Source organism: Pseudomonas sp. RIT-PI-r (assembly GCF_001297015.1).
In the GTDB taxonomy this organism is placed as follows: Bacteria; Pseudomonadota; Gammaproteobacteria; order Pseudomonadales; family Pseudomonadaceae; genus Aquipseudomonas.
This window is the reverse complement of sequence record NZ_LIGE01000030.1, coordinates 1-24,572: the sequence shown is the minus strand read 5'-3', so window position 1 is coordinate 24,572 and position 24,572 is coordinate 1. Positions and strand designations below refer to the sequence as shown.

The window sequence follows — 24,572 nt, the reverse complement described above, 5'->3', positions numbered from 1 at the left end:
AGTCAGCAGGCGACCTGATTCAGCGGTGAAACACAGGTTTGCCAGGCGCAAGTGAAATCGCGCAGGCGACCTTGGGGTTGAAAGGTCTGGCGCCAGATGCGCGCCATGCCGAGCAAATCGGCCGGGTCGGGGAGGGTGGGGTTTTGTTCTTCGACCAGCAGCCAGGCGATGGCAGTGGCATAGCGCAGATTGACGGTCAGTTCGAGGTGCGGGCCACTGAGAAAAGCATGCTGGCTGGCCAGGCCGCGAACGAGGCTGGCGCGTTCCGGATCGAGTGCCAGATAGTCATCCCAGAGTGCCTGGTGGCGGTGCTCGGCAATGCGGTAAAGCCCGTAGCCGCGGCGGTCATGCAGGGCGGAGCCGAGGGCGGACTGACTGGCGGCGATGCCCAGCAACAGGGATTCGGCGATTGCACAGTGACGTCCCAGGTAGATCAGTGTGGGGCGAATCACGTAGCGGCACAGTTCGCTGGCAGCGATACCCATAAAGCCCTCGATTCTTGTAATGAGGGGCGAGTCCTGAAGGGGCCTTGGCAGCGGTGGATCGGTTCAGGCTCGCCACAAGCGGATCACGCCGCTTGAGTTGAAGTGTAGTGTCATATTCGCAGCGTAAAGGTCTGTTTTTAAAATATTTCCGCCTTCGAGTTATAACCGTTATATCTGAAGGTGCTTAGGCGGTTTGCGCTAAAAGTGAAACATCGGGCAATAAAAAGCCCCGCATTTTGTGCGGGGCTTTTGCTTTTGCAGCCTTTTCGGCTTTCAGGCAACCAGTGCCTGACGGGTACGGTCGATCACGGCCTGCAGCGGTTCAGCGCTGGAGTATTGATCAGGGTACAGACGCTCGCTGTGGCGGGCGATACCGTGCTCGTTGACCAGAGTGAAGCTGAAGCAGCCTTTGCGAGCGGCCATGATCAGGCAGTTCATTGGAGCAAAAGCATTGGTTAGGGTGCGAATGGCATCCTGAGTATGGATTTGAGTAGACATAGTTATTAGGTGTTCCTACAAATGACACGGATAAGAACCGTGCAACGTTAAAACGTTCCAGTAACGTCGACCACCATTGGTCGAACGAAGAACCCGACTGGAACAAAGCAGCCAGTTTGAAGCGCTGATAAGTTGGCGCGCTTGGGCTGGCAGGTAGGTACTTAGGAGGGCAGGCAACACATCGAGGGCAAAGGTTCTGGGCCCGGGGTGAAGATCCTGATCAATTTGCAGGTTGGTTCGGTCAGAGTAAATGGCCTTGGCAACACCCTTTGCATCATTCAAAGGCAGTGTCGTCGCAAGATTTACCTGGAAACCATCGAGGGGTCGTTCCCGCTTTTTTCGGTAAAGGCTTCTTGGAAGAAGGTTGACCGTGGGGATGTGTTCGACCGGAATTGACTTTCAGCTTGGTACTAACGCTGCGGATACTAACGGATAGGCTTGAGCAATGCAAACCCGAAGTGAAAAAACATTGCATGCGCGGAGCCTTTCTGCTTTTGGATACGCAGCACTGCCCCTGATTGGCTCACTTCTCGACCGTTGGTCGCTGTGAAGCAACCTGTCAGAGGCCTCGCCTGAGCGCTTTATCACCAGCTTGAGAGCCTGAATGACCCGAAAAGGCGCATCGATATAACCGGGTAACAGCTACTTGTGCACATTAGTTGCGCGCACTGTAACGACGCTGTCATTTTAATCCTGACCCTGATGGCTGCCTGCATCAAAAGTTTAAGTCAATGAAAAAAAAGGCTTTTCTGAGTTGGTGAAAAAATCGTCAGTTTAACTGCGAGCCCCATTCCACAAGGCTTTGCGAGGGTTGCAACGCGGTTGTCCACTGAGTTATCCACAGCTTCTGTGGATTGTCCCGAGCGCTTGCTCTAGGACGGGCGTGCCGGGTTGTCTTTCGACTTTACCTGTAGGAAAAAGAGAGTAGAGTGGCGCGCCTTCCGATCTGTCCCACAGTGCTTTATGAAGTTTCGCTCAGTATCAGACTCTGTTACCTCACAACCCCTTCCTGTTACCTCGCCCAAGCGCTTTTCCGTGCGTGTTGCCGAATGGCTGCTCGACAGTCCGCGCCTGAGTGACAGCCACAACGCCAAGCATTTGGCCGGCCGCCTGCTCAAGCAGCCGGCGCGCGAAGGCGTAGTGGCGGCACAAAGCCGTCTCGGACAACTGATGTGCCGTGAATGCGGCAATGCCCGCGACCGTCGTATCGGCCAGGACTTGCTGCGTTCGGCAGCTCGCGCGGGTGACCGGCGTGCGCAACAGGAACTCGGTCTCATCGACGACTGAGCTGTCCAAGCTCTGGCGCCTTGGTTAACCTTCAGGCTTTATCGGATCGGCAGGAGTCGCTATGGCTATGGACTTGACCAGCATATTGCTCGGTCTCGCAGGGGCAGGCTTGCCGCTGCTGGCGTTGGCCTGGCAACTGCAACGCCGGGCGAGTAACGCTCAGGCAGACGTGGCGTTGCTCGAAGAGCGGCTGGCCATGGCGCAACTGGCGCAGGACGGGCTCAACGCGCAACTGGATGCCAGTCGCGATGAAGTCGCCGACCTCGGTCAGGCCAACGCCGCGAAACAGGCGGATCTGGCGGCCCTGCGTCGGGAAGTAGAACTGCTGCAGATCGAACGCGACGATGCTCGTGACGCCTCCCATGCCTGGAACCTTGAGCGCGCCAACAAAGAAGCCGAGTTGCGCCGCCTCGACGCTCAGGCCGCTTCGTTGAGCGCCGAATTGCGCGAACAGCAGGAAAGCCATCAACAACGCCTCAACGACCTGCAAGGCTCACGCGATGAATTGCGCGCGCAGTTCGCCGAGCTGGCCGGAAAGATTTTCGATGAGCGCGAACAGCGTTTTGCCGAGACCAGTCAGCAGCGTCTCGGGCAATTGCTCGATCCTTTGAAAGAACGCATCCAGTCCTTCGAAAAACGTGTGGAAGAAAGCTATCAGGCCGAAGCCCGTGAGCGTTTCTCGCTGGCCAAGGAATTGGAGCGCCTGCAAGCGCTCAACCTGCGTCTGAGCGACGAAGCGACCAACCTTACACGCGCACTCAAAGGCCAGAAAACCCAAGGCAACTGGGGCGAGTTGATTCTTGAGCGCGTGCTCGAACACGCCGGTCTGGAAAAGGGCCGCGAGTACCAGACGCAGGTCAATCTCAAGGGCCCGGATGGCGAGCGCTTCCAGCCGGATGTGCTCATTTATCTGCCGGGCGACAAGCAGGTCGTGGTCGACTCCAAGGTCAGCCTCACCGCGTATCAACAGTACGTCGCCGCTGATGACGACACCCTCGGACCGATCGCGATCAAGCAGCACGTGCTGTCCTTGCGCACTCACGTCAAAGGTTTGGCCGGCAAGGACTACAAGCGTCTGGAAGGCCTGCACAGCCTCGATTTCGTCTTGCTGTTCGTTCCGATCGAAGCGGCATTCTCCGCCGCTTTGCAGGCTGAGCCGACACTGTTTCAGGAAGCCTTCGACCGCAACATTGTCATCGTCAGTCCCACCACGTTGCTGGCGACATTGCGGGTCATCGACAGCCTGTGGAAACAGGAGCGCCAGAGCCAGAACGCCAGGGAAATCGCCGAACGTGCCGGGTGGCTGTACGACAAGTTCGTGCTGTTCATCCAGGATCTGGATGAGGTCGGCAATCGTCTGCAGCAACTGGACAAGGCCTACAGCTCAGCGCGCAACAAGCTGACCGAAGGACGCGGCAATCTGGTCAGTCGCAGTGAGCAGCTCAAACTGCTCGGCGCGCGGGCGAGCAAGAGCTTGCCGGCGGATTTGCTGGAACGGGCGATGACCGATGTCGATGGTCTCGTCGAGCTTCCCGAGTGACTCTAAAAGCTTCTTCAGATCGCCGCCCGGAGCAGGCTCGCTCCCACATTGGAATGCATTTCAAACTGTGGGAGCGAGCCTGCTCGCGAAGGCGTCAGTAAAGTCACCACCTACAGCGGCAAATACCGACTCAACAACGCCCGCAACGCCGCCGGTTTCACCGGTTTCGGCAGATAATCCAGCCCCGCCGCATGCACCTGCGCGACCGTCTCCGGCCGGCCGTCCGCGCTGATCACCACACCCGGTACCGGCTCGCCCAACGTGGTGCGCAACCAGGCCATCAAGTCAGTGCCGGTGTCGCCGTGATCCAGGTGATAGTCGACCAGTGCCAGTTGCGGGCGCACGCCTTCGCTCAGCAATGCCGCGCACTCCTCGCGATTGCGCGCCGTCCACACCTGGCATCCCCAACGACTCAACAAGCTGTGCATACCGATCAGAATGCTGTCTTCATTGTCGATGCACAGCACCCGTGCGCCGCTGTGCAATGTGCCATTCAACTCGACAGAGATGCTCGACGGTACGGATTGCGTCGGTGCCAATGGCACGCTGACGCTGAATACACTGCCGCGTCCTGGCCACGAACGCACACGTAGCGTATGGCCGAGCACGCGACACAAACCGTCGGCAATCGCCAATCCAAGCCCCAGACCTTTTTCGGCACGGGTCTGATGACTGTCGAGACGTTTGAACTCTTCGAAAATTACCTGCAGCTTGTCTTCCGGAATACCCGGTCCGCGATCCCACACTTCCAGCGACAATTCTTCCCCGCAGCGACGCACGCCCAGCAGCACCGGACCTTTGGCGTAGCGGAAGGCGTTCGTCAGGAAGTTCTGCAAAATCCGTCGCAGCAATTTGCTGTCGCTGTCGATGCGCAAATGGCTGCTGCGCACGCGAAAGCTCAAGCCTTGTTCTTGCGCCAGCGCCTTGAATTCGGCGCCGAGAATGTCGAACAACTCATTGAGTGCAAAAGGCTTGCGGTCCGGGTTGATCTTGCCGTTTTCCAGCCGCGAGATGTCCAGCAGATCGCTGATCAAGTCCTCGGCCGAACGCAGCGAACTGTCGAGGTGTTGCACCAGTTTCTGCGCTTCGCTACTCAAGCCATCGTCCTGATGGGAGAGGGCGGCGGAGAACAGCCGTGCAGCGTTCAGCGGCTGCATCAAGTCATGACTGACCGCCGCGAGGAAGCGGGTTTTCGACTGGTTTGCCGCCTCGGCGGTGCCTTTGGCTTCGGTCAGCGCGACATTGAGTTGCGACAGCTCCTGCGTGCGTTCGCTGACGCGTTGCTCGAGGCCCTCGTTGGCCTCGGTCAGCGCTTGCTCAGCCTCGCGGAACGCGGTGATATCGGTGAAACTCATGACAAAACCACCGCCCGGCATCGGGTTGCCGATCAACTCGATCACCCGGCCATTGGGAAACAGCCGTTCCGAGGTGTGCGCGCGGCCCTGGCGCATCCAGTGCAGGCGGCGGGCAACGTGTACCTCCGCTTCGCCTGGGCCACACAAACCGCGCTCGGCGTTGTAGCGAATGATGTCGGCAATCGGCCGCCCGACGCTGATCAGACCGTCGGGATAATTGAACAGCTCCAGATAACGCCGGTTCCACGCCACCAGTTTCAGCGACTGGTCGACCACGCTGATCCCTTGGGTGATGTTCTCGATCGCGCCTTGCAACAAGGCGCGGTTGAATTGCAGCACCTCCGATGCTTCGTCAGCGATCCGGACGACGTCCTCCAGTTGCATTTCCCGACCTTCGATGGCGGCTTTTACTACAGCGCGCGTAGAAGAGGCGCCAAGTACACCGGCCAGCAAGCGCTCGGTGTGAGCGATCCATTCGCCGTCGGCATTCTGGTTCGGATTGAAGCCCTTGCCTTGACGATAGGCAAAGCGGATGAAGCTCTGGCGCGCACGCTCTTCACCGACAAAGCGCGCGGCCAGTTGCAGCAAATCGTCGATCTGCACCGCCAGCATCGAGCGTGCACTGGGTCGCGCGCTGATCTCCTGACCAATGAAACGCCCGGCCTGCCAATGCTCTGACACCCGCGTACGGGACAGCACCGAGACCCACGCAAACAGCGTGAAGTTACCCGCCAGCGACAGCACCACGCCTTGGGTCAGCGGGGTGATCGGCAGATTCAGCGGATTGCTGTGCAACCACGCCAGCCCCGGGAAACTGCTCAGCGACCAGCCAAGGCTGTGCGCGGCGATCGGCAGAATCAGTGTGTAAAACCACAGGAATGTGCCCGCGGCCAAACCTGCGAAAACGCCACGGCGGTTGGCCTGCTTCCAGTACAGGGCGCCGAGCATGGCCGGTGCCAGTTGAGTCACGGCAGCAAAAGCGATCTGGCCGATGGTGGCGAGGCTGGCGGTGGAGCCGAGCAAACGGTAGCTGACATATGCCAGCAGCAGGATCACCACGATGCTCACCCGGCGCACCGACAACATCCACTGGCGGAATACTTCGAACGGGCGCTCGGCGTTGTTGCGCCGCAGCAGCCACGGCAACAGCATGTCGTTGGAAACCATGGTCGACAACGCCACGCTGGCGACAATCACCATGCCGGTCGCCGCCGACGCGCCGCCGATAAACGCCAGCAACGCCAGCGCTGGATGGGCCTGCGCCAAGGGCAGGCTGATGACGAAAGAGTCGGGCAACACGTCGCTCGGCAGCATCATCTGACCGGCCAGAGCGATCGGCACTACAAACAGCGCGGCCAAGGCCAGGTAAGCCGGGAACACCCATTTGGCCAGACGCAGATCCTGTGGATCGATGTTTTCCACCACGGTGACGTGGAATTGCCGTGGCAGGCAGATGATCGCCATCATCGCCACGCCAGTCTGCACCACCATTGATGGCCAATTGATGGTTTCTTTCCAGTATTCCTCAAGGCGCGGCGCGAGCATCGCTTGATTGAACAGGTCGTCGAAACCGTCATACAGGCCATAGGTGACGAAGGCGCCGACGGCAAGAAAGGCAAACAGCTTGACCAGCGATTCGAAGGCAATCGCGAGCACCATGCCGCGGTGGTGTTCGGTGGCATCGAGGTTGCGTGTACCGAAGACGATGGTGAACAGCGCCAGCACCAGCGACACGATCAGCGCGGTGTCCTGGGCGCGGGTGCCCATGGCGTCGGCGCCGGCGCCAATCAACAGGTTCACGCCGAGGACGATGCCTTTGAGTTGCAGGGCGATGTAGGGCAGAACGCCGACCAGACAGATCAGCGCGACCACCACCGCCAGCGATTGCGATTTGCCGTAGCGCGCGGCGATGAAGTCGGCGATGGAGGTGATGTTCTCCTGTTTGCTGATCATCACCATTTTTTGCAGGACCCACGGCGCCCCCACCAGCAGCAGGATCGGCCCGAGGTAAATCGGCAGGAATGACCACAGTTGTTCTGCTGCCTGGCCGACCGCACCGAAGAACGTCCAACTGGTGCAGTAAACCGCCAGTGACAGGCTGTACACCCAGGCACGCATGCGCGGCGGCAACGGCGTGCTGCGACGGTCGCCGTAGAAGGCGATGGCGAACATGATGGCCATATAGGCCAGGGCGACGGCGGCGATCAGCCCGGTGGACAACGACATGCAACACTCCCGACAGAAGACTCCCCGGCACTCCTGCCCGGGCGGACAGTCTCGCACGCGCGGGGCGGTTAGTCAGTGTCGACCAAGGTCGTGGCGTGGCGGGGTGTCGCAGGTTTGAATGGAGGCGTTGTGCGATGACATTGCCAGGCATCGAACCCTGTAGGAGCTGTCGAGTGAAACGAGGCTGCGGTCTTTTGATCTTTCAAAATCAAGATCAAAAGATCGCAGCGTGCCGCAGCTCCTACATGAATATCGATGTCAGTCCTGACGCAGCGCAATATCGATCAGACGATGAAGCTCATCCACCTCCAGTGCCGCCGCCGAAAACAGAATCCGGAACACCACCGGCGCCACCACCAGATTGATCAACCGATCAACACTCGGCGCAGTCTCAGCGGGGTGCCGCGCAATGATCGTCTGCAACTGCGCGCCAATGATCGTCACGCAATACCCCGGCGTCGCACTCGCCTGCACGTCACGCATCATGTTGCGGCCGGGTTCGGAACTCATCCCGTCGAGATACTGCTCGGCCCAGGCGCGGATATCGCGGCGCAGACTGCCGGTTTCAGCCGGTTCGCTGACCGGACGCATGCGGGCGAGGGCGACATCTGCCAGCAGCGCTGCGAGATCGCCCCAGCGCCGATAAATCGTCGACGGCGTCACTCCGGCGCGCGCGGCAATTTGCGGCACGGTCACCGTCGAGCGCTCCTGTTCCTGCAGCAGTGCGCGGACTGCCGAGTGAATCGACTCTTGCACCCGGGCACTGCGACCGCCGGGGCGTAAACCTTCTTTAATAGCCATGCGGCAGACCTTAACACAAAGAATTTGCTTTAAGCGTGAGGCAGTAGCACACTCCGCAAAAGCAAAAAATTAGCTTTTGCGGAGTGTGCCCATGACCAGCCTTGCTTCCCATCGATCCAGCCTGTGGTTTCTGGCGATCACCTTACTCAGTTTTCTCGCCGCGTCCACGGCGCCGACGCCGCTGTATCACCTGTATCAGGATCAGCTGCATTTCTCGGCAGCGGTGCTGACGCTGATCTTCGGCGTCTACGCGCTCAGTCTGTTGGCGGCTCTATTGACCGTGGGCTCACTGTCCGATCACCTCGGACGCAAACCGGTGATCTTCACCGCCGTGCTGCTGAATGCGCTGGCGATGTTGCTGTTCATCTACGCCGATAGCGTAACGTGGCTGATCAGCGCTCGCGTCCTGCAAGGTTTTGCCACCGGTATGGCGACGGCGGTATTGAGTGCTACGTTGCTCGACACCGATCACCAGCAAGGCCCGATGATCAACAGCGTCGCGCCGCTGCTGGGGATGGCGCTGGGTGGCATGGGTTGCGGGTTGCTCGCCGAATTTGCCCCGGCGCCACTGCAATTGACCTATTGGCTGTTGCTCGGTTTGTTTGTGTTGCAGGGCATTTATGTCTGGCGCTTGCCCGAAAGCGCTTCGCCTCAGGCCGGCGCCTGGGCGTCGTTACGGCCAACGTTGCATGTGCCGGTTCAAGCGCGCTCAACGTTGTGGAAAGTTCTGCCATTGAATACCGCAACGTGGGCGCTCGGTGGTTTCTATGCCTCGCTAGCGCCGTCACTGGTGCGCACTGCCACTGGGTCGACGTCCAACCTGATCGGCGGCGCGACGGTAGCGGCACTGACAGTGACCGGCGCGCTGATGATCTTCACCTTGCGCAATCGCAGCGCCAAACGCGCATTGCAGCTGGGCGCAAGCTTGTTGCCGATGGGGCTGGTGCTGATTCTGCTCGGCGTGCACACCGCCAGTCTGTCGCTGTTTTTCCTCGGCACGTTGGTGGCCGGGTGCGGCTTCGGTTCCGGGTTTCTCGGTGCTGTGCGCAGCCTGGTGCCGCTGGCGCTGCGCCATGAACGGGCGGGTTTGATGTCGGCGTATTACGTGCTCAGTTATCTGGCGTTCTGCTTGCCGGCGTTGCTCGCCGGGCACTTGTCGCGCAGCTACGGTCTGCTGGCGACCACCGATGGTTACGGAGCGATTTTGATCGTGCTGGCCGTCGGCGCGTTGTTGCTCAGCCTGCGTCCTGCGCCGGCCAAAGTGTGCCGCGCTCCATAATCGCTGCGGTTTCGGTTAGCCTTGCCCAGCCTTCTTTTCACGGATCGACTCATGAAGATTATTCGCAGCAAAACCTTTACCGCCGAGCGCGCCTGGGGCGCGCTGGACATCGCCAACATGAACGGCATCACCACGCGCCTGCACTGGACCGATCAGCCGTACCAATGGCACGTCAACGACGGCGAGGAAGTATTCGTGGTGCTCGATGGCCAGGTACTGATGCATTACCGTGAAAAAGGCGAGGAAAAACAGGTGCAGCTCGACGTCGGTGACATTTTCCATGCCTCGGTTGGCACCGAGCATGTCGCCCACCCGCAAGGCGTGGCGCGGATTTTGGTCATCGAATCCGAGGGCAGTGTCTGATTGCTTATTGGTAAAACAGATAACAGTTAGAGATATTACCCGTTATATAGATATTCGATTCGGTTCTACCATGGACTCAACCTCACCAGAGGACAGGAGCTCATGATGATTTGCCCCAATAGCGCCAAACCCGGCATCAAGCCGTTCAGCCAGCTTCAGCATCCGCGTGAAGTGATCCGCCAGTTCACCCCGAACTGGTTCGCCGCGACCATGGGTACTGGTGTGCTGGCGTTGGCGCTGGCGCAACTGCCCTTGGCCATTCCAGGCCTGCACGCCATTGCTGAAGGTTTGTGGTTGTTCAACATTCTGTTGTTCAGCCTGTTTACCGCTGCCTACGCCGCGCGCTGGATCCTGTTCTTCGATGAAGCACGGCGGATTTTCGGTCACTCCACGGTATCGATGTTCTTCGGCACGATTCCCATGGGCCTGGCGACGATCATCAACGGCTTTCTGTTGTTTGGTCTGCCGCGTTGGGGCGACGGTGTGATTCATCTCGCCGAAGTGCTGTGGTGGATCGATGTGGCCATGTCACTGGCTTGCGGCGTGTTGATTCCGTACATGATGTTTACCCGTCAGGAACACAGCATCGACCAGATGACTGCGGTTTGGCTGCTGCCGGTCGTGGCAGCCGAAGTGGCGGCGGCCAGTGGTGGTCTGCTTGCGCCACATCTCACCGATGCTCACTCGCAACTGGTGGTGCTGACGACGAGCTACGTGCTCTGGGCCTTTTCCCTACCGGTAGCGTTCAGCATTCTGACGATCCTGCTGCTGCGCATGGCCCTGCATAAACTGCCCCACGAAAACATGGCCGCTTCGAGCTGGCTGGCCCTAGGCCCGATCGGCACCGGTGCGCTGGGCATGTTGCTGTTGGGCGGTGATGCGCCAGCGATTTTCGCGGCGAACGGTCTGCCGGGCATCGGCGAGATCGCTGCGGGTCTGGGGCTTATTGCGGGGATCACCCTGTGGGGCTTCGGGTTGTGGTGGATGCTGATGGCGCTGCTGATCACCGTGCGTTACTTGCGTGACGGCATTCCGTTCAACCTCGGCTGGTGGGGATTCACCTTCCCGTTGGGCGTGTATTCGCTGGCAACCCTGAAACTGGCGAGCACTCTGAACCTGACGTTTTTCAGCGTCGTCGGCACGCTGTTGGTGATGTTGCTGGCGGTGATGTGGCTGATTGTCGGCAAACGCACCGTGCAAGGTGCGTGGCGTGGTGAGCTGTTTGTCTCGCCATGTATTGCAGGTTTGAAGAAATAACCTGAAAAGTTTAGGTAAGGTGTGGCCTGGATCGCGGTTCGAGAATCCAATAAGCAGTACCCAGGCCTCTCTACCTTAAACATCAGGGAAACACGGAAGATGAGTCACCCCTCACAGTTCAACCTGCTGCGCACCCGGCGCTTCCTGCCGTTCTTTATTACCCAGTCGCTGGGCGCGTTTAACGACAACGTGTTTAAACAGTCACTGATCCTGGCCATTCTCTATCGATTGACCATCGAAGGTGATCGCTCGATTTGGGTCAATCTGTGCGCGCTGTTGTTTATCCTGCCGTTTTTCCTGTTCTCGGCGCTGGCCGGGCAGTTTGGAGAAAAATTCGCCAAGGACGCGCTGATCCGTCTGATCAAACTGGCGGAAATCGCCATCATGGCCGTGGGATCCGTCGGTTTCCTGTTTGATCATCTGTCGCTGATGCTGGTGGCGCTTTTCGCCATGGGCACGCACTCGGCGCTGTTCGGGCCGGTGAAGTATTCGATCCTGCCGCAGGCGCTGCGTGAGGATGAGTTGGTCGGCGGCAACGGTCTGGTGGAGATGGGCACGTTTCTGGCGATTCTCGCCGGGACGATTGGTGCCGGGGTGATCATGTCCTCGACTCATTACGCGCCGTTGGTGTCGACCGCCATCGTCGGCATCGCCGTATTGGGTTATCTGGCCAGCCGTAGCATTCCCCGCGCGGCGGCCTCTTCGCCAGAGATGCGTCTGAACTGGAACATCTTCAGTCAATCCTGGGCGACGTTAAAACTCGGTCTGGGCCAGACCCCAGCGGTGTCGCGCTCGATTGTCGGCAACTCGTGGTTCTGGTTTGTCGGGGCGATTTACCTGACGCAGATCCCTGCCTATGCCAAGGAATGGATGCACGGCGATGAGACCGTGGTCACCTTGATTCTCACGGTGTTCTCGGTCGGTATCGCGCTGGGCTCGATGCTTTGCGAGAAGCTCTCCGGGCGCAAGGTCGAGATCGGTCTGGTGCCGTTCGGCTCGTTCGGCCTGACCGTGTTCGGGCTGTTGCTGTGGTGGCACTCCGGTGGAATCCCCGACAGTGTCACCGGCCATAGCTGGATCGAGGTGCTGGGCTTTGTGCACACTTGGGCGGTGCTGATCGACATCCTCGGCCTCGGCATTTTTGGCGGTTTCTATATTGTGCCGCTGTACGCGCTGATCCAGTCACGCACCGCCGAGAACGAGCGGGCTCGGGTGATCGCCGCCAACAACATTCTCAACGCACTGTTCATGGTGGTCTCGGCGATTGTTTCGATCGTGTTGTTGAGCGTGGTGCAATTGTCGATTCCGCAGTTGTTCCTGGTGGTGTCGCTGCTCAACATCGGCGTTAACGCCTACATCTTCAAGATCGTCCCCGAGTTCAGCATGCGTTTCTTGATCTGGCTGCTCAGCCATTCCATGTACCGCGTCGAACATCGCAACCTTGACGCGATTCCTGACGAAGGCGCGGCACTGCTGGTGTGCAACCATGTGTCGTTCGTCGATGCCTTGCTGATTGGTGGCGCAGTGCGTAGGCCGATTCGCTTTGTCATGTATTACAAGATCTACAACCTGCCAGTGCTGAACTTTATCTTTCGCACGGCGGGGACCATTCCTATCGCCGGTCGCCAGGAAGACATTCAGATCTACGAAAAGGCCTTCACGCGGATTGCCCAATATCTGAAGGACGGTGAGTTGGTATGCATCTTTCCGGAAGGCAAGCTGACCGCCGACGGCGAGATGAATGAATTCCGGGGCGGGTTGACGCGGATTCTCGAAGAAACGCCGGTGCCGGTGATTCCACTGGCGTTGCAAGGGCTGTGGGGAAGTTTCTTCAGTCGCGATCCGAATAAAGGTGTGTTTCGGCGGTTGTGGTCGCGGGTGACGTTGGTGGCGGGTTCGCCGGTGGACGTAGATGCGGCGGAGCCGGCGAAGTTGCAGGTGTTGGTGGGGGAGTTGCGCGGGGCCGTTAGATAGTCGCTGATTGTGTTGGCCTTATCGCGAGCAGGCTCACTCCTGCATTTGAAATGCGTTTCCCTGTAGGAGTGAGCCTGCTCGCGATTGCGGTAGATGCCTAGGCGCTGATCTTAAGGCCAATCAACCCGGTAATGATCAACGCCACACTGGCCAGCCGAATCAACGCCATCGACTCGCCAAACAGAATGATCCCGGCAATCACCGTGCCCACGGCGCCGACACCGGTCCAGATCGCGTAAGCCGTGCCCAGCGGCAATTCCTTCATCGCAAGGCCGAGCAAACCAAGGCTGATGGCCATGGCCGCAATAGTCAGAGCGGTAGGTAGCGGGCGGGAGAAACCGTCGGTGTATTTCAGGCCGACGGCCCAGCCGACTTCGAACAGACCGGCGAAAAACAGAATGATCCAGGACATGAAAGACCTCCATCGATTGACGGGGTCGTCCCCAGATTAATGACTCGATCGAGCCGCAGGGTCGTCCCCGCGTTGCGCGATAGTTTGACCAGCATTAATCCGGGGATCAAGTTTCGCCTCAGTCGGCGGCTTGTTGCACCGAGGCCTCGCGATCTTCCTTCTCGCTCATGCGTCGGAAGTAGGTCGAAAGCAGCGCCCCGGAAATGTTGTGCCACACACTGAACAAAGCACTCGGCACCGCCGCCAATGGCGAAAAGTGCGCACTGGCCAGCGCGGCACCCAGGCCGGAGTTCTGCATGCCGACTTCCAGGGCCAGCGACTTGCGCTGTGCCAGTGGCAACTTGAACAGACGCCCGGTGAAGTAACCCAGCAGATAACCGAAGCTGTTGTGCAGCATCACCACGGCCATGATCAACAGACCGGATTCGGCAATCTTCGCCTGACTCGCGGCTACCACGGCAGTGACGATGATCACGATGCTGACCACCGACACCAGCGGCAACACGTCTACGGCGTGACGAACCTTGTCGCCGAGCAGACGTTGAGCAACCACGCCAAGGATGATCGGCAGCAACACCACTTGCAGGATCGACCAGAACAACTCCATGAACGATACCGGCAACCATGCCGAGGCCAGCAGCCAGATCAACGCCGGGGTCAGCAGTGGGGCGAGGAGGGTGGTCACGGCAGCGATCGCGACCGACAACGCCAGATCGCCGCGAGCCAGCCAGGTCATCACGTTGGACGACGTGCCGCTTGGGCAGCAGCCGACCAGAATCACGCCGACGGCGATTTCTGGCGGCAAATGAAATACCTGGCAGAGCAACCACGCCACGCCGGGCATGATCACGAAGTGTGCAACCACGCCCAGTGCCACGCGCCATGGGTGGCGGGCAACAGCAGCGAAGTCGTCGAGTTTGAGGGTCAGGCCCATGCCGAACATCACCAGGCCGAGCAGCGGCACGATCGCGCTTTTGAGACCGAGGAACCATGCCGGTTGCAAGAACGCCACGACGGCGAAAATCAGAACCCAGTAAGCGAAGGTATTGCCGACAAAGCGGCTGAGTGCAGCCAGTGCGCGCATGGCTTGATCCTTATTATTAAATGAACACCATAAAACAAATGTAGGAGTGAGCCTGCTCCGGGCGGCGATCCGACGATGGCGGTTGTTCAGTCAACAGTGGTGTTGAATGTCAGTCCCTCATCGTCGGATCGCCGCCCGGAGCAGGCTCACTCCTACAGTTTGGATATCACAAGGCGTTAGATCCCCTGCGGAGTCTCTTCACCACCCAACGCTTCCACCAGCGCCGGCAAGAAATCGCCAAAGGTCAGCATCATCAGGGTGAAGCTGGCATCCAGTTGCCCCAGCGCTTCATCGCCGCCGTCCTGTTCCGCCTGATCCTGCAGCAGATCTTCGAACTTCAGGCGTTTGACGGTCATCTTGTCGTCGAGCATGAACGACAATTTGTCCTGCCAGGCCAGCGACAGCTGGGTCACGACTTTGCCAGTGCTCAGGTGCAGCTGGATTTCTTCGCTGGTCAGATCCTGACGTTTGCAACGCACGATACCGCCGTCTTCGTGGGTGTCGCGCAGTTCGCACTCGTCCAGTACATAGAAGTCGTCGGCAGCTTTCTGCGTGGTGACCCAATCGGTCATGACCGCTGTCGGTGCCATTTTTACCGTCAACGGACGGACGGGCAGGGTGCCGATCACTTCACGCAGGGTCGACAGCAGGTCTTCGGCGCGTTTCGGGCTGGCCGAGTTGACCAGGATCAGGCCCTGTTTCGGCGCAATCGCGGCGAAGGTCGACGAGCGACGGATAAAGGCGCGCGGCAGGAACGCCTGGATGATTTCATCCTTGATCTGATCGCGTTCCTTCTTGTAGACCTTGCGCATCTGTTCGGCTTCGATCTCTTCGACCTTTTCCTTGACCGCGTCACGCACGACGCTGCCCGGCAGAATGCGTTCTTCTTTACGCGCGGAAATCAGCAGGAAGTCACCGCTGACGTGCACCAATGGAGCATCTTCGCCTTTGCCGAACGGCGCGACGAAACCGTAGGTGGTCAACTCCTGGCTTGCACATGGACGCGCCAGTTTGGTGGCCAGTGCAGTTTCCAGCGCCTCGGCATCGACAGGCAGGTCTTGGGTCAGGCGATAGATAAGCAGGTTTTTGAACCACATGGGGTGAGTCTCTCCTTTATACAAAGGGGGGCATTATTGTCTTCGCCGTCTAATAGGCCAACCCTTCTCTAAGCCTTTGGAAGGCCTGAGAAAATTATTTTAAAAAGTGCTTGCCAGAGGTTGGGTCGCTCCGTAGAATGCGCGCCACACCGAAGCGAAGGGTGATTAGCTCAGCTGGGAGAGCGTCTGCCTTACAAGCAGAATGTCGGCGGTTCGATCCCGTCATCACCCACCATTCGTTTCAAGTGTTTAGCGCAGCGGTAGTTCAGTCGGTTAGAATACCGGCCTGTCACGCCGGGGGTCGCGGGTTCGAGTCCCGTCCGCTGCGCCATATTCGGTAACCTGGACCACTGAACGCCAGGTCACCACGGAAAAACCCGCCAAGGCGGGTTTTTTTCTGCTCCAAGGTTGTACCGCGGGATGTGTCGTTTCACCGGTTTTCGGATTTATTTGAAAAAAACTTCAATTAAATCAACACATTACGAAAACTTGTGGCATAATGCGTCCCGTAACGAAGCGAAGGGTGATTAGCTCAGCTGGGAGAGCGTCTGCCTTACAAGCAGAATGTCGGCGGTTCGATCCCGTCATCACCCACCATTCGTTTCAAGCGTTTCGCGCAGCGGTAGTTCAGTCGGTTAGAATACCGGCCTGTCACGCCGGGGGTCGCGGGTTCGAGTCCCGTCCGCTGCGCCATATTCGGAATCTGGAACACTGAACGCCAGATTCCACAGAAAGCCCGCCTAGTGCGGGCTTTTTGCTGTCCGGGGTTTGAGAAAATCACCTGAGCCCCTGTAGGAGCTACGGCACGCTGCGATCTTTTGATCCTGCTTTCCTAAGATCAAAAGATCGCAGCCTCGTTGCACTCGACAGCTCCTACAGGGCATTCCGGCTATGCCGATAATCACTCACCGCCTCATACACCGCTTTGCGCAGACGATTGATCCCGCCAATCGGCCGATGCGCTTCAATGCCGAACCACGGATTGAACGACAGGTTGTCACACGCCAGATTCAGCGCAGGCGAATCGAAGTCCTGTGGTGGCAAGGTAATCCGCGCCACGGTCTCGAACGGTGAGTCCTGCTCACGCCATTCAATACTGGTGTCTTCGATCGGCATGTACCGGTTCGCATCCTGACGCTGGATCTGCAGGACAAAACACGCCGGCACTCGATCCGCCGACAACTGCTGACTGAGAGCGCTGCGCAGGAAGTTCGGCAAGTCGTGGTTCTGTTTCGGTAGCGTGTAGGCCGGGCAGCGGGCCGGATCCGGCATCACCCGAAACTTCGCATTGGCGTCACCGAATTTGTAGGGCGAGACCGAAAAGTAGGTCGTCGCCGTCGGACTGTCCGGCGGCGACGACAGGGTGGCCAAGGCGATAAACAAATGGCGGATCTGCCAGGTGCGTGGATCCCAGCCCGGAAAAAACGCCATGACCTTTTTACCGTCAGCTTGAGCAGCCACATTCTGACGGTACTCGGCGACATCACTGACAAAGAAGTTCGGATGGCTGAACATGACAAAATCCTGTTCACGCCGCTGCGCGCGTTCGCCAAGTAGCTGTTTACCCGGCACGTCCAGCAATTTGATCGCCATGCCACGGGCGTCGCGAATGCTGTCGAATTGCGGATAAGCATTGCCGTTGGACAGGCGAATCATCGCTTGCCAGGTTGTCCCCGGTTCGCTGAAAACGCCCTGTCGCAGCGACTGCGCCAACTGAGGTAAGACCTGGACTTCAGCCTTTACACAGCCATGGGCCTTGGCATGCGCGTCGCGCAAATACCGTGTGGGTTCGCGGTGTTGATCGACGATGCGCACGGCGGTCTGGATCACGTCTTGGGTCATCGCCGCTTCGCCAGATGGAATCTGTTCGGTTGCCGACACCGGCCCGCGTTGTTGCCAGGCAAACCACGCGGTGGCGACTGCCCAGCCGAGCAGGCCGATGGCGAGCATAATCAACAGTGTTTTGCCGAGTAGACGCCCGAGCCACAACCAGATTCGGGCGAGTATCGGCAGTTCTTTCTTGAAGGTTGGCAGGATCATGGCAATTGCGCCTCCAGTGGGCCGCCGAGGACTTTCAGGTATTCCAGCAACGCCCAGCGTTCTTCCGGTTGCAGCAGTCGGCCGATGACCCCGTTACCGCGCTCGCCGGCGCGGAATTCATGACCGCTGTTGTGGTTGCCGCTGATCCGCGTATCGAACAGAAAGCCATTAGGGAACGCTTCGGTGCGATAACCCAGATGCCGTGGTTCGTATTCGAACGTGCCTTTATAGAAGGTGGTTGCGCGTTCATCCTGTGGTGAGAGCAACTGGTAAATAGTCGGCACCGAGCCGTTGTGCAAAAACGGCGCAGTGGCCCAGACACCGGCCAATGGCCGTGCCTTGTAGGCGACTTTTTCGCGCACGCCAATCGGCAGGCCAAAGCCATCGAGGTCTGGCTTTTCTTCCGGCGTAACCTTGGCTTCGCGGTAGGCGCGGTTTTCGACGAATGCGGTGACGTAAGCCAGTCCCTTGGCGACTGATAGCTGGCTCAGATCCAACGGTTCTTTGGGCTCTGGATGCAGCTTGACGTCCATATTCTTCAGTTCTTGCAAATCCCATTGCAGTGCCGTCAGATCGAAGCGGTGAGTCGCGATATTGGTGGCTGCATTGGGGTCTGTGCCGATGACATCAACGGGGAGCATGTGCAGGTGTTGCACCCAGCGGTCGCCCTCACGGGTTGCCCGCGGGACGTGGCATCCGGCGCAATTCTCGCTGAACAACGTGCGACCTTTGGCGGCCAGGGGTCTATCGACAACGCCCAGCAAATCTTCCGGCCAGGCGGGCGGCTGAAGCTTTTGCAGGGTTTCCTCAATCTTGTGCAGATCACGCACGCGCACGCTGGAGGCATAGCGCTCATCGCCTTGCAGCGGCTGGCCGTCGGCGTCGAAGAAATTCAGGGTAGCGCCTACGCCCAATGCCTCACCGATATTGCGCGCCATCGGCTGCTGCGCCGAGCCGTTCCATTGCACCCAGTCGAAAGTCCACATGTCCCACAACTGCGGGTAATCCACCGGTGCATTGGCAACGCGGTAGTTGGCAGGGGAGATGGCATCGCCGAACGTCGCATTGGCGATCCGTCCGAACGCGTCGGTACGGCCGGGGCCTTCTTCGGTCGGGTAGAGGCCGCGATGGGTGTCGTTCCAGGCGACTTTCAGGAAGGTGTCCAGTGAGCCTTTGAAATCCTTGCGCAGTTGCCCGTGGCTCGCATCGTACTCATCACCCAAGACGTTTCGAGCGAAGCGTTCGAATTTCCAGGGATTGAAGTAGGTTGAGGTCAGACTGGCGACCAGTGCCTGTCCGAAACTACCACCACGCAATGTAGGAACGCTGGAAGGCAGCACATGCTGCGCCGCACCGCCATCAACGCGTATGGCTTGGCCTTTGAAGCGCAATTCGCCGGTGTGGCAAGCCGCACAAGTTATGTCCAGATATTGCTCGGGACTGCCGGGATTCTGATGTCGGGCAAAGCCGACAGGCAGGTTGCCGGGATTGTTCGGCGTGGCTTTCTGTTGCGGATCGACGAGAAAGCCGAAGCGGGCAAGGTAGTCGGGAGAGGCGAATCGCTGCTCGGAAAACGGCAACTCCAGCGCCTGAAACCATTCATAGCGCAAGCCTTTGACCTGCGTACCCTGCGGCGTGAAATAGTAGGTTTGCCGTTCTTCTTCACTCCACTGATTCAGGTAATGCACCTGCTGGGCGGGGGTGTAGAAGGGCAATTTCGGGTTGGCGACGTAGTACAGAATCACCACCAGGACGAGCCCCAGCAGCACCACGATCAGGGTCAGCACACGGAATAAGAGGCGCAAGATAAACATCCTTGTCGAATTGTTGCGCTGTTATGCCTGAGCGGGGCCATGCTGGGCAAGTGGCCATTACGCCAGATGTCATGGGAAGTCTTGTCAGGCATAGATGACAGAAGCTTCATCGCGCCTTTGCCCAAATGCGTTTTAATCCCTGAACTTATCGGAAGATTCCTGCTCTCATGCCGGTAGCCATTGGTCGTGGCGGCCTGATAAGCTCGCGGCTTTACTCGATTGCCCTTTCGGCGCATGAACAAGGAAATAGCATGAAACAGCATCGGTTGGCGGCGGCGGTTGCCCTGGTTAGCCTGGTCCTCGCGGGTTGTGATTCGCAGACCAGCGTAGAGCTGAAAACCCCGGCGCAAAAAGCTTCCTACGGTATCGGCCTGAACATGGGCAAGAGCCTTGCTCAGGAAGGCATGGATGATCTGGACTCCAAAGCGGTAGCCCAGGGCATCGAAGATGCCGTCGGCAAGAAAGAACAGAAGCTGAAAGACGAAGAACTGGTCGAAGCCTTCGCCGCGCTGCAAAAGCGTGCTGAAGAGCGCATGGCCAAGATGAGCGAAGAGTCGGCAGCCGCCGGCAAGAAATTCCTCGAAGAAAACGGCAAGAAAGCAGGCGCAACGACGACTGCTTCCGGCCTGCAATACGAAGTGGTCAAGAAAGCCGACGGCCCACAGCCTAAGCCTACCGACGTAGTGACCGTTCACTACACCGGCAAGCTGACCAACGGCACCGTATTCGACAGTTCCGTCGAGCGCGGCAGCCCGATCGATCTGCCGGTAAGCGGCGTGATCCCGGGTTGGGTCGAAGGCCTGCAACTGATGCACGTTGGCGAGAAGTACAAACTGTACATCCCTAGCGATCTGGCTTACGGCGCTCAGTCGCCAAGCCCGGCAATCCCGGCCAACTCGGTTCTGGTCTTCGACCTGGAACTGTTGGCCATCAAGGATCCAGCCAAAGAAGACGCCGCTGCCGCCAAGTAATCGGTCTCGGTTTCAACAACAACGCCTCGCTTATGCGGGGCGTTGTTGCATCTGGAGGTTGGCAAGGGTAAACAGAGCGAACCGACGCCGGTCAGAGGAGTCATAGCTTTGAGGCTGCCCCGCGGTAGACGCCCTGAGCCGCCAAGTCAATGAAATATTGGGGTTTTTTATGTGAGTAAAAAACGCCCGATCTGAGCGCGGCCCTTATAAAACGGGGCTCTCAGCGCACAAATGCAGCTCTGTTCACAAGGTTATCCACAATTTGTGTGGATAACATTTCAACGGGAGGAATAGATGAAAGCTCCGTGGAATTTCGCTCGATTCCTGCCCTTGGCTGGCCGATTGCTTGCCCGTGGACGTTTACCGACGCTGCTGTTCGCCGTGGCCAGCAAAGGTGCCGCGCAAGGTAATCGACTCGGCAAACTCAAAGATGATCTGCGTCTGCTGCAGGCATTGTGCCTGGCGTACTGGCGGGGCGAGTACCGCGCCATCAGCGGCAAAGCGCTGGTTTCGGTGGTGGCGGGATTGATGTATTTCCTCAGCCCGGTCGATGCCATTCCTGATTTCATCCCGGTATTCGGTATGCTCGACGACATTGCCGTCCTCGCCTGGCTGATGAAAACCCTCGACGATGAGCTCAACGCCTTCCGCATCTGGCGCAACCGCCAGCAGCCGGAAAAACTCGCTGTGGTCGAGCGCCTGCCCGATACCCCTGAACAACTTCAACTTCAGGGCCCGAAAAAGCCCTGATTGTTGTAGTCCCTTTCACAGATAGATGCCCCCGCGACCTTAGCCGCTGTTAGGATTACACTTCTAGGGAAAAGTGCCGACTCGCTAAGTGTTGTTGTCCTACGGGGTAGTCATGGATATTCAGATAATTGCACGCGATGGCGAACCGGAATACGCGGTTCTGCCTTGGGCTCAATATCAGGCTCTACTGAAAGCAGCAGGTCTCAACGAAACACCGTCGCGCCCGGCCCCAGCGCCTGTCGCGACATCATCAGACCCGATACTTCCTGGTCTGGATCAATTACGCAGTTTGCGCGAAGGGAAGGGCATCGCCATCGAGGCGCTGGCCCGCACGGTAGGCATCAGCCCGTCTTATCTGGCCATGATCGAAAGTGGCGAGCGTCAGCCCGACGCCGCGATTCGTCGCAGCCTGGCCTGGGAGTTGACGGTGCCAGGTTGGAGGGATGAATCGTGAGCGTACGCATCAGTCGTCAGCATTGGGACGGATTGCTGGGAGAACTGGATCAGGCGCGCCGTCAGCGCCATCTGCTGACTTATCGGGCGCTGCTCGAACGCCTGCAATTGCCGACGCCGGCGATGCAGACGCTGACCGCGGCGCTCGAACATCTGGCCGCACTGGACGCCAAGGCCGAACAACCACTGCGCAGCTCACTGGTCATCAGCCAAGGTGCCAGTCGCCTGCCGCGTACCGGTTTTTTTGAATGTGTCGAGCGTCTCGGGCGGTTTTCCGGTCCGTCCGATGGTGTCGCCGCCGCCTCTTGGCATGCGTCGGAAGTTGTCCGGGTTTTTGAGTACGAGTACCCGGAATCGGCGGAGGCCTGAGTGTTGCTACGACTCAAGGCGCGGGCCAGTTACTGGCTGGCTCGCCGGTTGTTTCACTGGTCGTGGTTTGTCCGCCAGCCGCGTGGCTGGCGCTGGCTTGAAGGTCAGTTTGCGCGCATGGCCAACCTGGGCGATGTCGGTGCGCAGAGCTTTTATGGGCACATCCTGACGTTTCGCGGTGTGGGCCTGGGGGCACGCGAGGAAGGTGTGCGATTATTGCGCCTGGCGGCTTTGGCGGGTGATGGCAAAGCGGCCTATCAGGTTGGCGTGATCAGCCTCGCAGGTACGCCGAGCAAGGCGCCTGACCCGGATGAGGCTGCTCGCTGGTGGAGAATGGCTGCCAAGGCCGGGCACCCATTGGCCGAGCTCAAGCTGAAAGAACTGGGCTCGCGCGGCGTTGAGTAGCAAACGTTCTGCGCATTGAATATCTGCTTGTCTGTTTGATAAACGTGGCGTGAAGGAAACCTCCTGCCACGTTTGCGTTTTCGCCTGCCTGTTTTTTATGTGAGTAGCTTTTACAGATAAGTCCTACAGCCATCACCTACTTGCCTGACTTCTTTCCTGATTGATCCCCCGCACAGTTCCCGCGCCTAATTTTTGCGCGAGGGAACGCTCATGTTTGACCCGCTTATTCAGTCCACTCCGCACACCCGCGTGCGCTGATGGAAGCCGTCACCCGTATCGAGCAAGAACTCGACAGCTTTCCCGCCACCCTCAGTCTTTACCGCGAGCAGCTCAAGCATTGGGCCAGCCGTGCGGCGGACACAGTCAGTCACGCGGCGGATCTGCCATCGCTGATGGGCATGGAGCGGATCCTCCGCTTCGGTGACAGCAGCACTGCCGTCAGCAGCAGCGATCACGATTTCTTCTCCAGCGTCGTTCAGTGCCCGAAAATCGGTCCGATGCTGCTCGAGAGCAAATTTGAATCGGTCTACGACATTCCGCTGGGAAATATCGTGGTCGATGTGATCGCCATGGATGGTGGCGAAACCACTCCCGTCACTTTGGATGCGCAAGGCCAAGGCTCATTCATAGGAATACCCGGCAAGTTCTATCGCGTGCAGGTGCACAGCAAGGTCACCTCCGCTGAAGTCGATGAGCTGTTCACGGCCTATGACGGCCTGAATGCAGAGCTGGAAGGCTGGCTGCGCAGCGAATGGCAGGGTTTCAAACCACAGTGGTCGCAGTCGGTGGCGACGGCGGCGGGCAACGGCATGCTGGCCGGGAGCTGGGCGGCCATCGAAGGCGTGTGGGACAGCCTTGGTCTGCTCTCGGACATTCTCAAGGACCCCGGGGCGTTTGCCGAGCGGTTGGGCGAGGGTGCCACGCAGTTGATGGCGCTCGCTGCGACGGCCCCTGGCGTCATGGAAAAGCTGCAATTGCTGGTCAGTGACGAAGCGGCGCTCTGTTTACTGCTACGCACTGCAAGCCTCTGGCTGGAGATGTTGCCGCCCAGCGAGATCGCCGGGAAAACTGCTGAAGCGGCGTCGATGGTGATCGTTCAGGTGCTGATCGATGTGTTGATCGGCGTGGTTCTGACGTTCGTCGGGGCGGGCGCAGGGATCGCTTATCTGACGCTGCGCCTGGCAGATCGCGCAGCGCAATTGCTGTCAGCAGTGAAGCGCTTGGTGAAGGCGATGTTTGCCATCGTCGAGGGGTTCATCAAATACGTTGATCAATACAAGTCGGTCGCCGCCCGTGGCATTGCCGCCGGCGTGAAAAAGGGCCGATTGCAGCTACGTTGGGATGCCAAGCGCAATGCCTCGCTAAAAAAAGACGAACACCACGACGACGCCTCTGATCAAGCAAAAAACCCCAACGGCGACAGCGCCGATTGCGCGCTACTGACCTGCACCAACGGTTGTCCGGTGTCGATGGTCACCGGCGAAGAACTGCTGACCCTGTCCGATGCGGTGCTCGATGGCGTGCTGCCGTTCGAGTTCAGCCGTCTGTATCGCTCGAGCGCCGTCGAGATCGATGTCGGGCTGGGCTTTGGCTGGAGCCATTCGCTGGCGCATCGGCTGGAGTTTTTGGGTGATGAGGTCGTCTGGGTCGACCACGAAAACCGTCGAACGCGGTTCCCGCTGCCGAGCGTCGAGCGACCGGCGATTCACAACAGTTTGTCGCGGGCAGCGATTTTCCTTGGCGATGAGCCGGAAGAGCTGATCCTCGCGCTGGCTGGGGACACAGCGCGGTTCTATCACTTTCGCGCGGGTCGGCTGACGGCGATCAGTGATGTTTATGGCAATCGTCTGACGCTGCAGCGCGATCGGTCTGACCGGGTGCAGCGACTGGATAACGGTGCCGGGCGTTCGCTGTTGTTGCGCTATGACCGCGCGCAGTTGGTCGGTGTCGATTATCAGGTGTGGTCTGAAGGCACCTGGCACACCGAACAAAACCTCGTCAGCTACTGCTACGACGCCCGTCAACGCTTGTTGGCCGCGACCAACGCGGTCGGTGACAGCGAGCGTTATGACTACGATGACACCCACGTCATTTTGCAGCGGCAACTGGCTG

At 58.9% G+C, this 24,572-nt stretch carries 21 protein-coding genes and 4 tRNA genes; 16 read left to right on the top strand and 9 right to left on the bottom strand.

Going from position 1 to position 24,572, the window contains the following annotated elements:
- Window positions 1–2 precede the first annotated feature (2 nt).
- Window positions 3–485 (bottom strand): hypothetical protein, encoded by a 483-nt coding sequence (locus AK821_RS18105; protein ID WP_064390925.1) that lies wholly within the window; start codon window positions 483–485, stop codon window positions 3–5.
- 273 nt (window positions 486–758) lie between these two features.
- Complete coding sequence (locus tag AK821_RS18100) at window positions 759–983, bottom strand: hypothetical protein (protein ID WP_003214941.1); 225 nt, start codon at window positions 981–983, stop codon at window positions 759–761.
- Between the two features lie 963 nt (window positions 984–1,946).
- Between AK821_RS18100 and AK821_RS18095 the strand changes: the two genes are divergently transcribed.
- On the top strand, window positions 1,947–2,270 hold the full coding sequence (locus tag AK821_RS18095) for a hypothetical protein (protein WP_082355461.1): 324 nt from the start codon (window positions 1,947–1,949) through the stop codon (window positions 2,268–2,270).
- A gap of 175 nt (window positions 2,271–2,445) precedes the next feature.
- On the top strand, window positions 2,446–3,810 hold the full coding sequence (gene rmuC, locus AK821_RS18090) for a DNA recombination protein RmuC (RefSeq protein WP_161806661.1): 1,365 nt from the start codon (window positions 2,446–2,448) through the stop codon (window positions 3,808–3,810).
- Between the two features lie 110 nt (window positions 3,811–3,920).
- On the opposite strand, the gene AK821_RS18085 is transcribed toward rmuC, so the two are convergent.
- Window positions 3,921–7,391, bottom strand: coding sequence for a hybrid sensor histidine kinase/response regulator (locus tag AK821_RS18085; protein ID WP_064390922.1), 3,471 nt, complete (start codon window positions 7,389–7,391; stop codon window positions 3,921–3,923).
- A 258-nt stretch (window positions 7,392–7,649) separates the two neighbouring features.
- Window positions 7,650–8,192 carry a TetR/AcrR family transcriptional regulator gene (locus AK821_RS18080; RefSeq protein ID WP_064390921.1) on the bottom strand — a complete coding sequence of 181 codons (543 nt, stop codon included), beginning with the start codon at window positions 8,190–8,192 and terminating at the stop codon, window positions 7,650–7,652.
- Between the two features lie 91 nt (window positions 8,193–8,283).
- Between AK821_RS18080 and AK821_RS18075 the strand changes: the two genes are divergently transcribed.
- The 4 genes from AK821_RS18075 to AK821_RS18060 all read left to right on the top strand — a co-directional run bounded on the left by AK821_RS18075 (window position 8,284) and on the right by AK821_RS18060 (window position 13,065).
- Window positions 8,284–9,471 carry an MFS transporter gene (locus tag AK821_RS18075; RefSeq protein ID WP_064390920.1) on the top strand — a complete coding sequence of 396 codons (1,188 nt, stop codon included), beginning with the start codon at window positions 8,284–8,286 and terminating at the stop codon, window positions 9,469–9,471.
- Between the two features lie 51 nt (window positions 9,472–9,522).
- A complete protein-coding gene (locus tag AK821_RS18070; protein WP_064390919.1) occupies window positions 9,523–9,834 on the top strand; it encodes a cupin in 312 nt (103 codons plus the stop codon).
- Window positions 9,835–9,939: 105 nt separating this feature from the next.
- On the top strand, window positions 9,940–11,091 hold the full coding sequence (locus tag AK821_RS18065; protein WP_064390918.1) for a TDT family transporter: 1,152 nt from the start codon (window positions 9,940–9,942) through the stop codon (window positions 11,089–11,091).
- 99 nt (window positions 11,092–11,190) lie between these two features.
- Complete coding sequence (locus AK821_RS18060; protein WP_064390917.1) at window positions 11,191–13,065, top strand: MFS transporter; 1,875 nt, start codon at window positions 11,191–11,193, stop codon at window positions 13,063–13,065.
- Window positions 13,066–13,162: 97 nt separating this feature from the next.
- Here the strand turns inward: AK821_RS18060 and sugE are convergent, their stop codons facing one another.
- The 3 genes from sugE to rdgC all read right to left on the bottom strand — a co-directional run bounded on the left by sugE (window position 13,163) and on the right by rdgC (window position 15,658).
- Window positions 13,163–13,477 carry a quaternary ammonium compound efflux SMR transporter SugE gene (gene sugE / locus AK821_RS18055; RefSeq protein ID WP_064390916.1) on the bottom strand — a complete coding sequence of 105 codons (315 nt, stop codon included), beginning with the start codon at window positions 13,475–13,477 and terminating at the stop codon, window positions 13,163–13,165.
- A 118-nt stretch (window positions 13,478–13,595) separates the two neighbouring features.
- Window positions 13,596–14,561, bottom strand: a complete 966-nt coding sequence (locus tag AK821_RS18050) for a bile acid:sodium symporter family protein (protein ID WP_064390915.1) — start codon at window positions 14,559–14,561, stop codon at window positions 13,596–13,598.
- A gap of 176 nt (window positions 14,562–14,737) precedes the next feature.
- A complete protein-coding gene (rdgC, locus tag AK821_RS18045) occupies window positions 14,738–15,658 on the bottom strand; it encodes a recombination-associated protein RdgC (protein ID WP_064390914.1) in 921 nt (306 codons plus the stop codon).
- 159 nt (window positions 15,659–15,817) lie between these two features.
- Between rdgC and AK821_RS18040 the strand changes: the two genes are divergently transcribed.
- From AK821_RS18040 to AK821_RS18025, 4 genes are all read left to right on the top strand, one after another.
- Window positions 15,818–15,893, top strand: a tRNA-Val gene (locus AK821_RS18040).
- Window positions 15,894–15,912: 19 nt separating this feature from the next.
- Window positions 15,913–15,989 (top strand) — tRNA-Asp (locus tag AK821_RS18035).
- A 190-nt stretch (window positions 15,990–16,179) separates the two neighbouring features.
- Window positions 16,180–16,255 (top strand) — tRNA-Val (locus AK821_RS18030).
- A 19-nt stretch (window positions 16,256–16,274) separates the two neighbouring features.
- Window positions 16,275–16,351 (top strand) — tRNA-Asp (locus tag AK821_RS18025).
- A gap of 180 nt (window positions 16,352–16,531) precedes the next feature.
- Here AK821_RS18025 and AK821_RS18020 read toward each other — a convergent pair.
- Window positions 16,532–17,698, bottom strand: a complete 1,167-nt coding sequence (locus tag AK821_RS18020) for a catalase family protein (protein WP_064390913.1) — start codon at window positions 17,696–17,698, stop codon at window positions 16,532–16,534.
- Window positions 17,695–19,503 (bottom strand): di-heme-cytochrome C peroxidase, encoded by a 1,809-nt coding sequence (locus AK821_RS18015; protein WP_064390912.1) that lies wholly within the window; start codon window positions 19,501–19,503, stop codon window positions 17,695–17,697. Before AK821_RS18015 ends, AK821_RS18020 begins: the two co-directional genes overlap by 4 nt.
- 260 nt (window positions 19,504–19,763) lie before the next feature.
- Here AK821_RS18015 and AK821_RS18010 point away from each other — a divergent pair, with 260 nt between their 5' ends.
- The 6 genes from AK821_RS18010 to AK821_RS17985 form a co-directional block, all read left to right on the top strand.
- A complete protein-coding gene (locus AK821_RS18010) occupies window positions 19,764–20,483 on the top strand; it encodes an FKBP-type peptidyl-prolyl cis-trans isomerase (protein WP_064390911.1) in 720 nt (239 codons plus the stop codon).
- A gap of 294 nt (window positions 20,484–20,777) precedes the next feature.
- Window positions 20,778–21,233 carry a YkvA family protein gene (locus AK821_RS18005; protein ID WP_064390910.1) on the top strand — a complete coding sequence of 152 codons (456 nt, stop codon included), beginning with the start codon at window positions 20,778–20,780 and terminating at the stop codon, window positions 21,231–21,233.
- A gap of 112 nt (window positions 21,234–21,345) precedes the next feature.
- A complete protein-coding gene (locus AK821_RS18000; protein WP_064390909.1) occupies window positions 21,346–21,687 on the top strand; it encodes a helix-turn-helix domain-containing protein in 342 nt (113 codons plus the stop codon).
- Window positions 21,684–22,055, top strand: a complete 372-nt coding sequence (locus AK821_RS17995) for a hypothetical protein (protein WP_003223109.1) — start codon at window positions 21,684–21,686, stop codon at window positions 22,053–22,055. The genes AK821_RS18000 and AK821_RS17995 overlap by 4 nt, the downstream gene beginning before the upstream one ends.
- The gene (locus tag AK821_RS17990) at window positions 22,056–22,460 is read left to right on the top strand and encodes an SEL1-like repeat protein (RefSeq protein WP_064390908.1); all 405 of its coding nucleotides are present in this window, start codon (window positions 22,056–22,058) and stop codon (window positions 22,458–22,460) included. It abuts the gene before it with no gap.
- 257 nt (window positions 22,461–22,717) lie between these two features.
- Window positions 22,718–24,572, top strand: a 1,855-nt coding sequence (locus tag AK821_RS17985) for a DUF6531 domain-containing protein (protein ID WP_236708320.1), incomplete at its 3' end; no start/stop codon positions are given.

Coding starts and splice junctions, on each gene's coding strand:
- AK821_RS18105 (WP_064390925.1), bottom strand. CDS start 485: ATGGGTATCGCTGCCAGCGAACTGTGCCGCTACGTGATTCGCCCCACA.
- AK821_RS18100 (WP_003214941.1), bottom strand. CDS start 983: ATGTCTACTCAAATCCATACTCAGGATGCCATTCGCACCCTAACCAAT.
- AK821_RS18095 (WP_082355461.1), top strand. CDS start 1,947: ATGAAGTTTCGCTCAGTATCAGACTCTGTTACCTCACAACCCCTTCCT.
- AK821_RS18085 (WP_064390922.1), bottom strand. CDS start 7,391: ATGTCGTTGTCCACCGGGCTGATCGCCGCCGTCGCCCTGGCCTATATG.
- AK821_RS18080 (WP_064390921.1), bottom strand. CDS start 8,192: ATGGCTATTAAAGAAGGTTTACGCCCCGGCGGTCGCAGTGCCCGGGTG.
- AK821_RS18075 (WP_064390920.1), top strand. CDS start 8,284: ATGACCAGCCTTGCTTCCCATCGATCCAGCCTGTGGTTTCTGGCGATC.
- AK821_RS18070 (WP_064390919.1), top strand. CDS start 9,523: ATGAAGATTATTCGCAGCAAAACCTTTACCGCCGAGCGCGCCTGGGGC.
- AK821_RS18065 (WP_064390918.1), top strand. CDS start 9,940: ATGATTTGCCCCAATAGCGCCAAACCCGGCATCAAGCCGTTCAGCCAG.
- AK821_RS18060 (WP_064390917.1), top strand. CDS start 11,191: ATGAGTCACCCCTCACAGTTCAACCTGCTGCGCACCCGGCGCTTCCTG.
- sugE (WP_064390916.1), bottom strand. CDS start 13,477: ATGTCCTGGATCATTCTGTTTTTCGCCGGTCTGTTCGAAGTCGGCTGG.
- AK821_RS18050 (WP_064390915.1), bottom strand. CDS start 14,561: ATGCGCGCACTGGCTGCACTCAGCCGCTTTGTCGGCAATACCTTCGCT.
- rdgC (WP_064390914.1), bottom strand. CDS start 15,658: ATGTGGTTCAAAAACCTGCTTATCTATCGCCTGACCCAAGACCTGCCT.
- AK821_RS18020 (WP_064390913.1), bottom strand. CDS start 17,698: ATGATCCTGCCAACCTTCAAGAAAGAACTGCCGATACTCGCCCGAATC.
- AK821_RS18010 (WP_064390911.1), top strand. CDS start 19,764: ATGAAACAGCATCGGTTGGCGGCGGCGGTTGCCCTGGTTAGCCTGGTC.
- AK821_RS18005 (WP_064390910.1), top strand. CDS start 20,778: ATGAAAGCTCCGTGGAATTTCGCTCGATTCCTGCCCTTGGCTGGCCGA.
- AK821_RS18000 (WP_064390909.1), top strand. CDS start 21,346: ATGGATATTCAGATAATTGCACGCGATGGCGAACCGGAATACGCGGTT.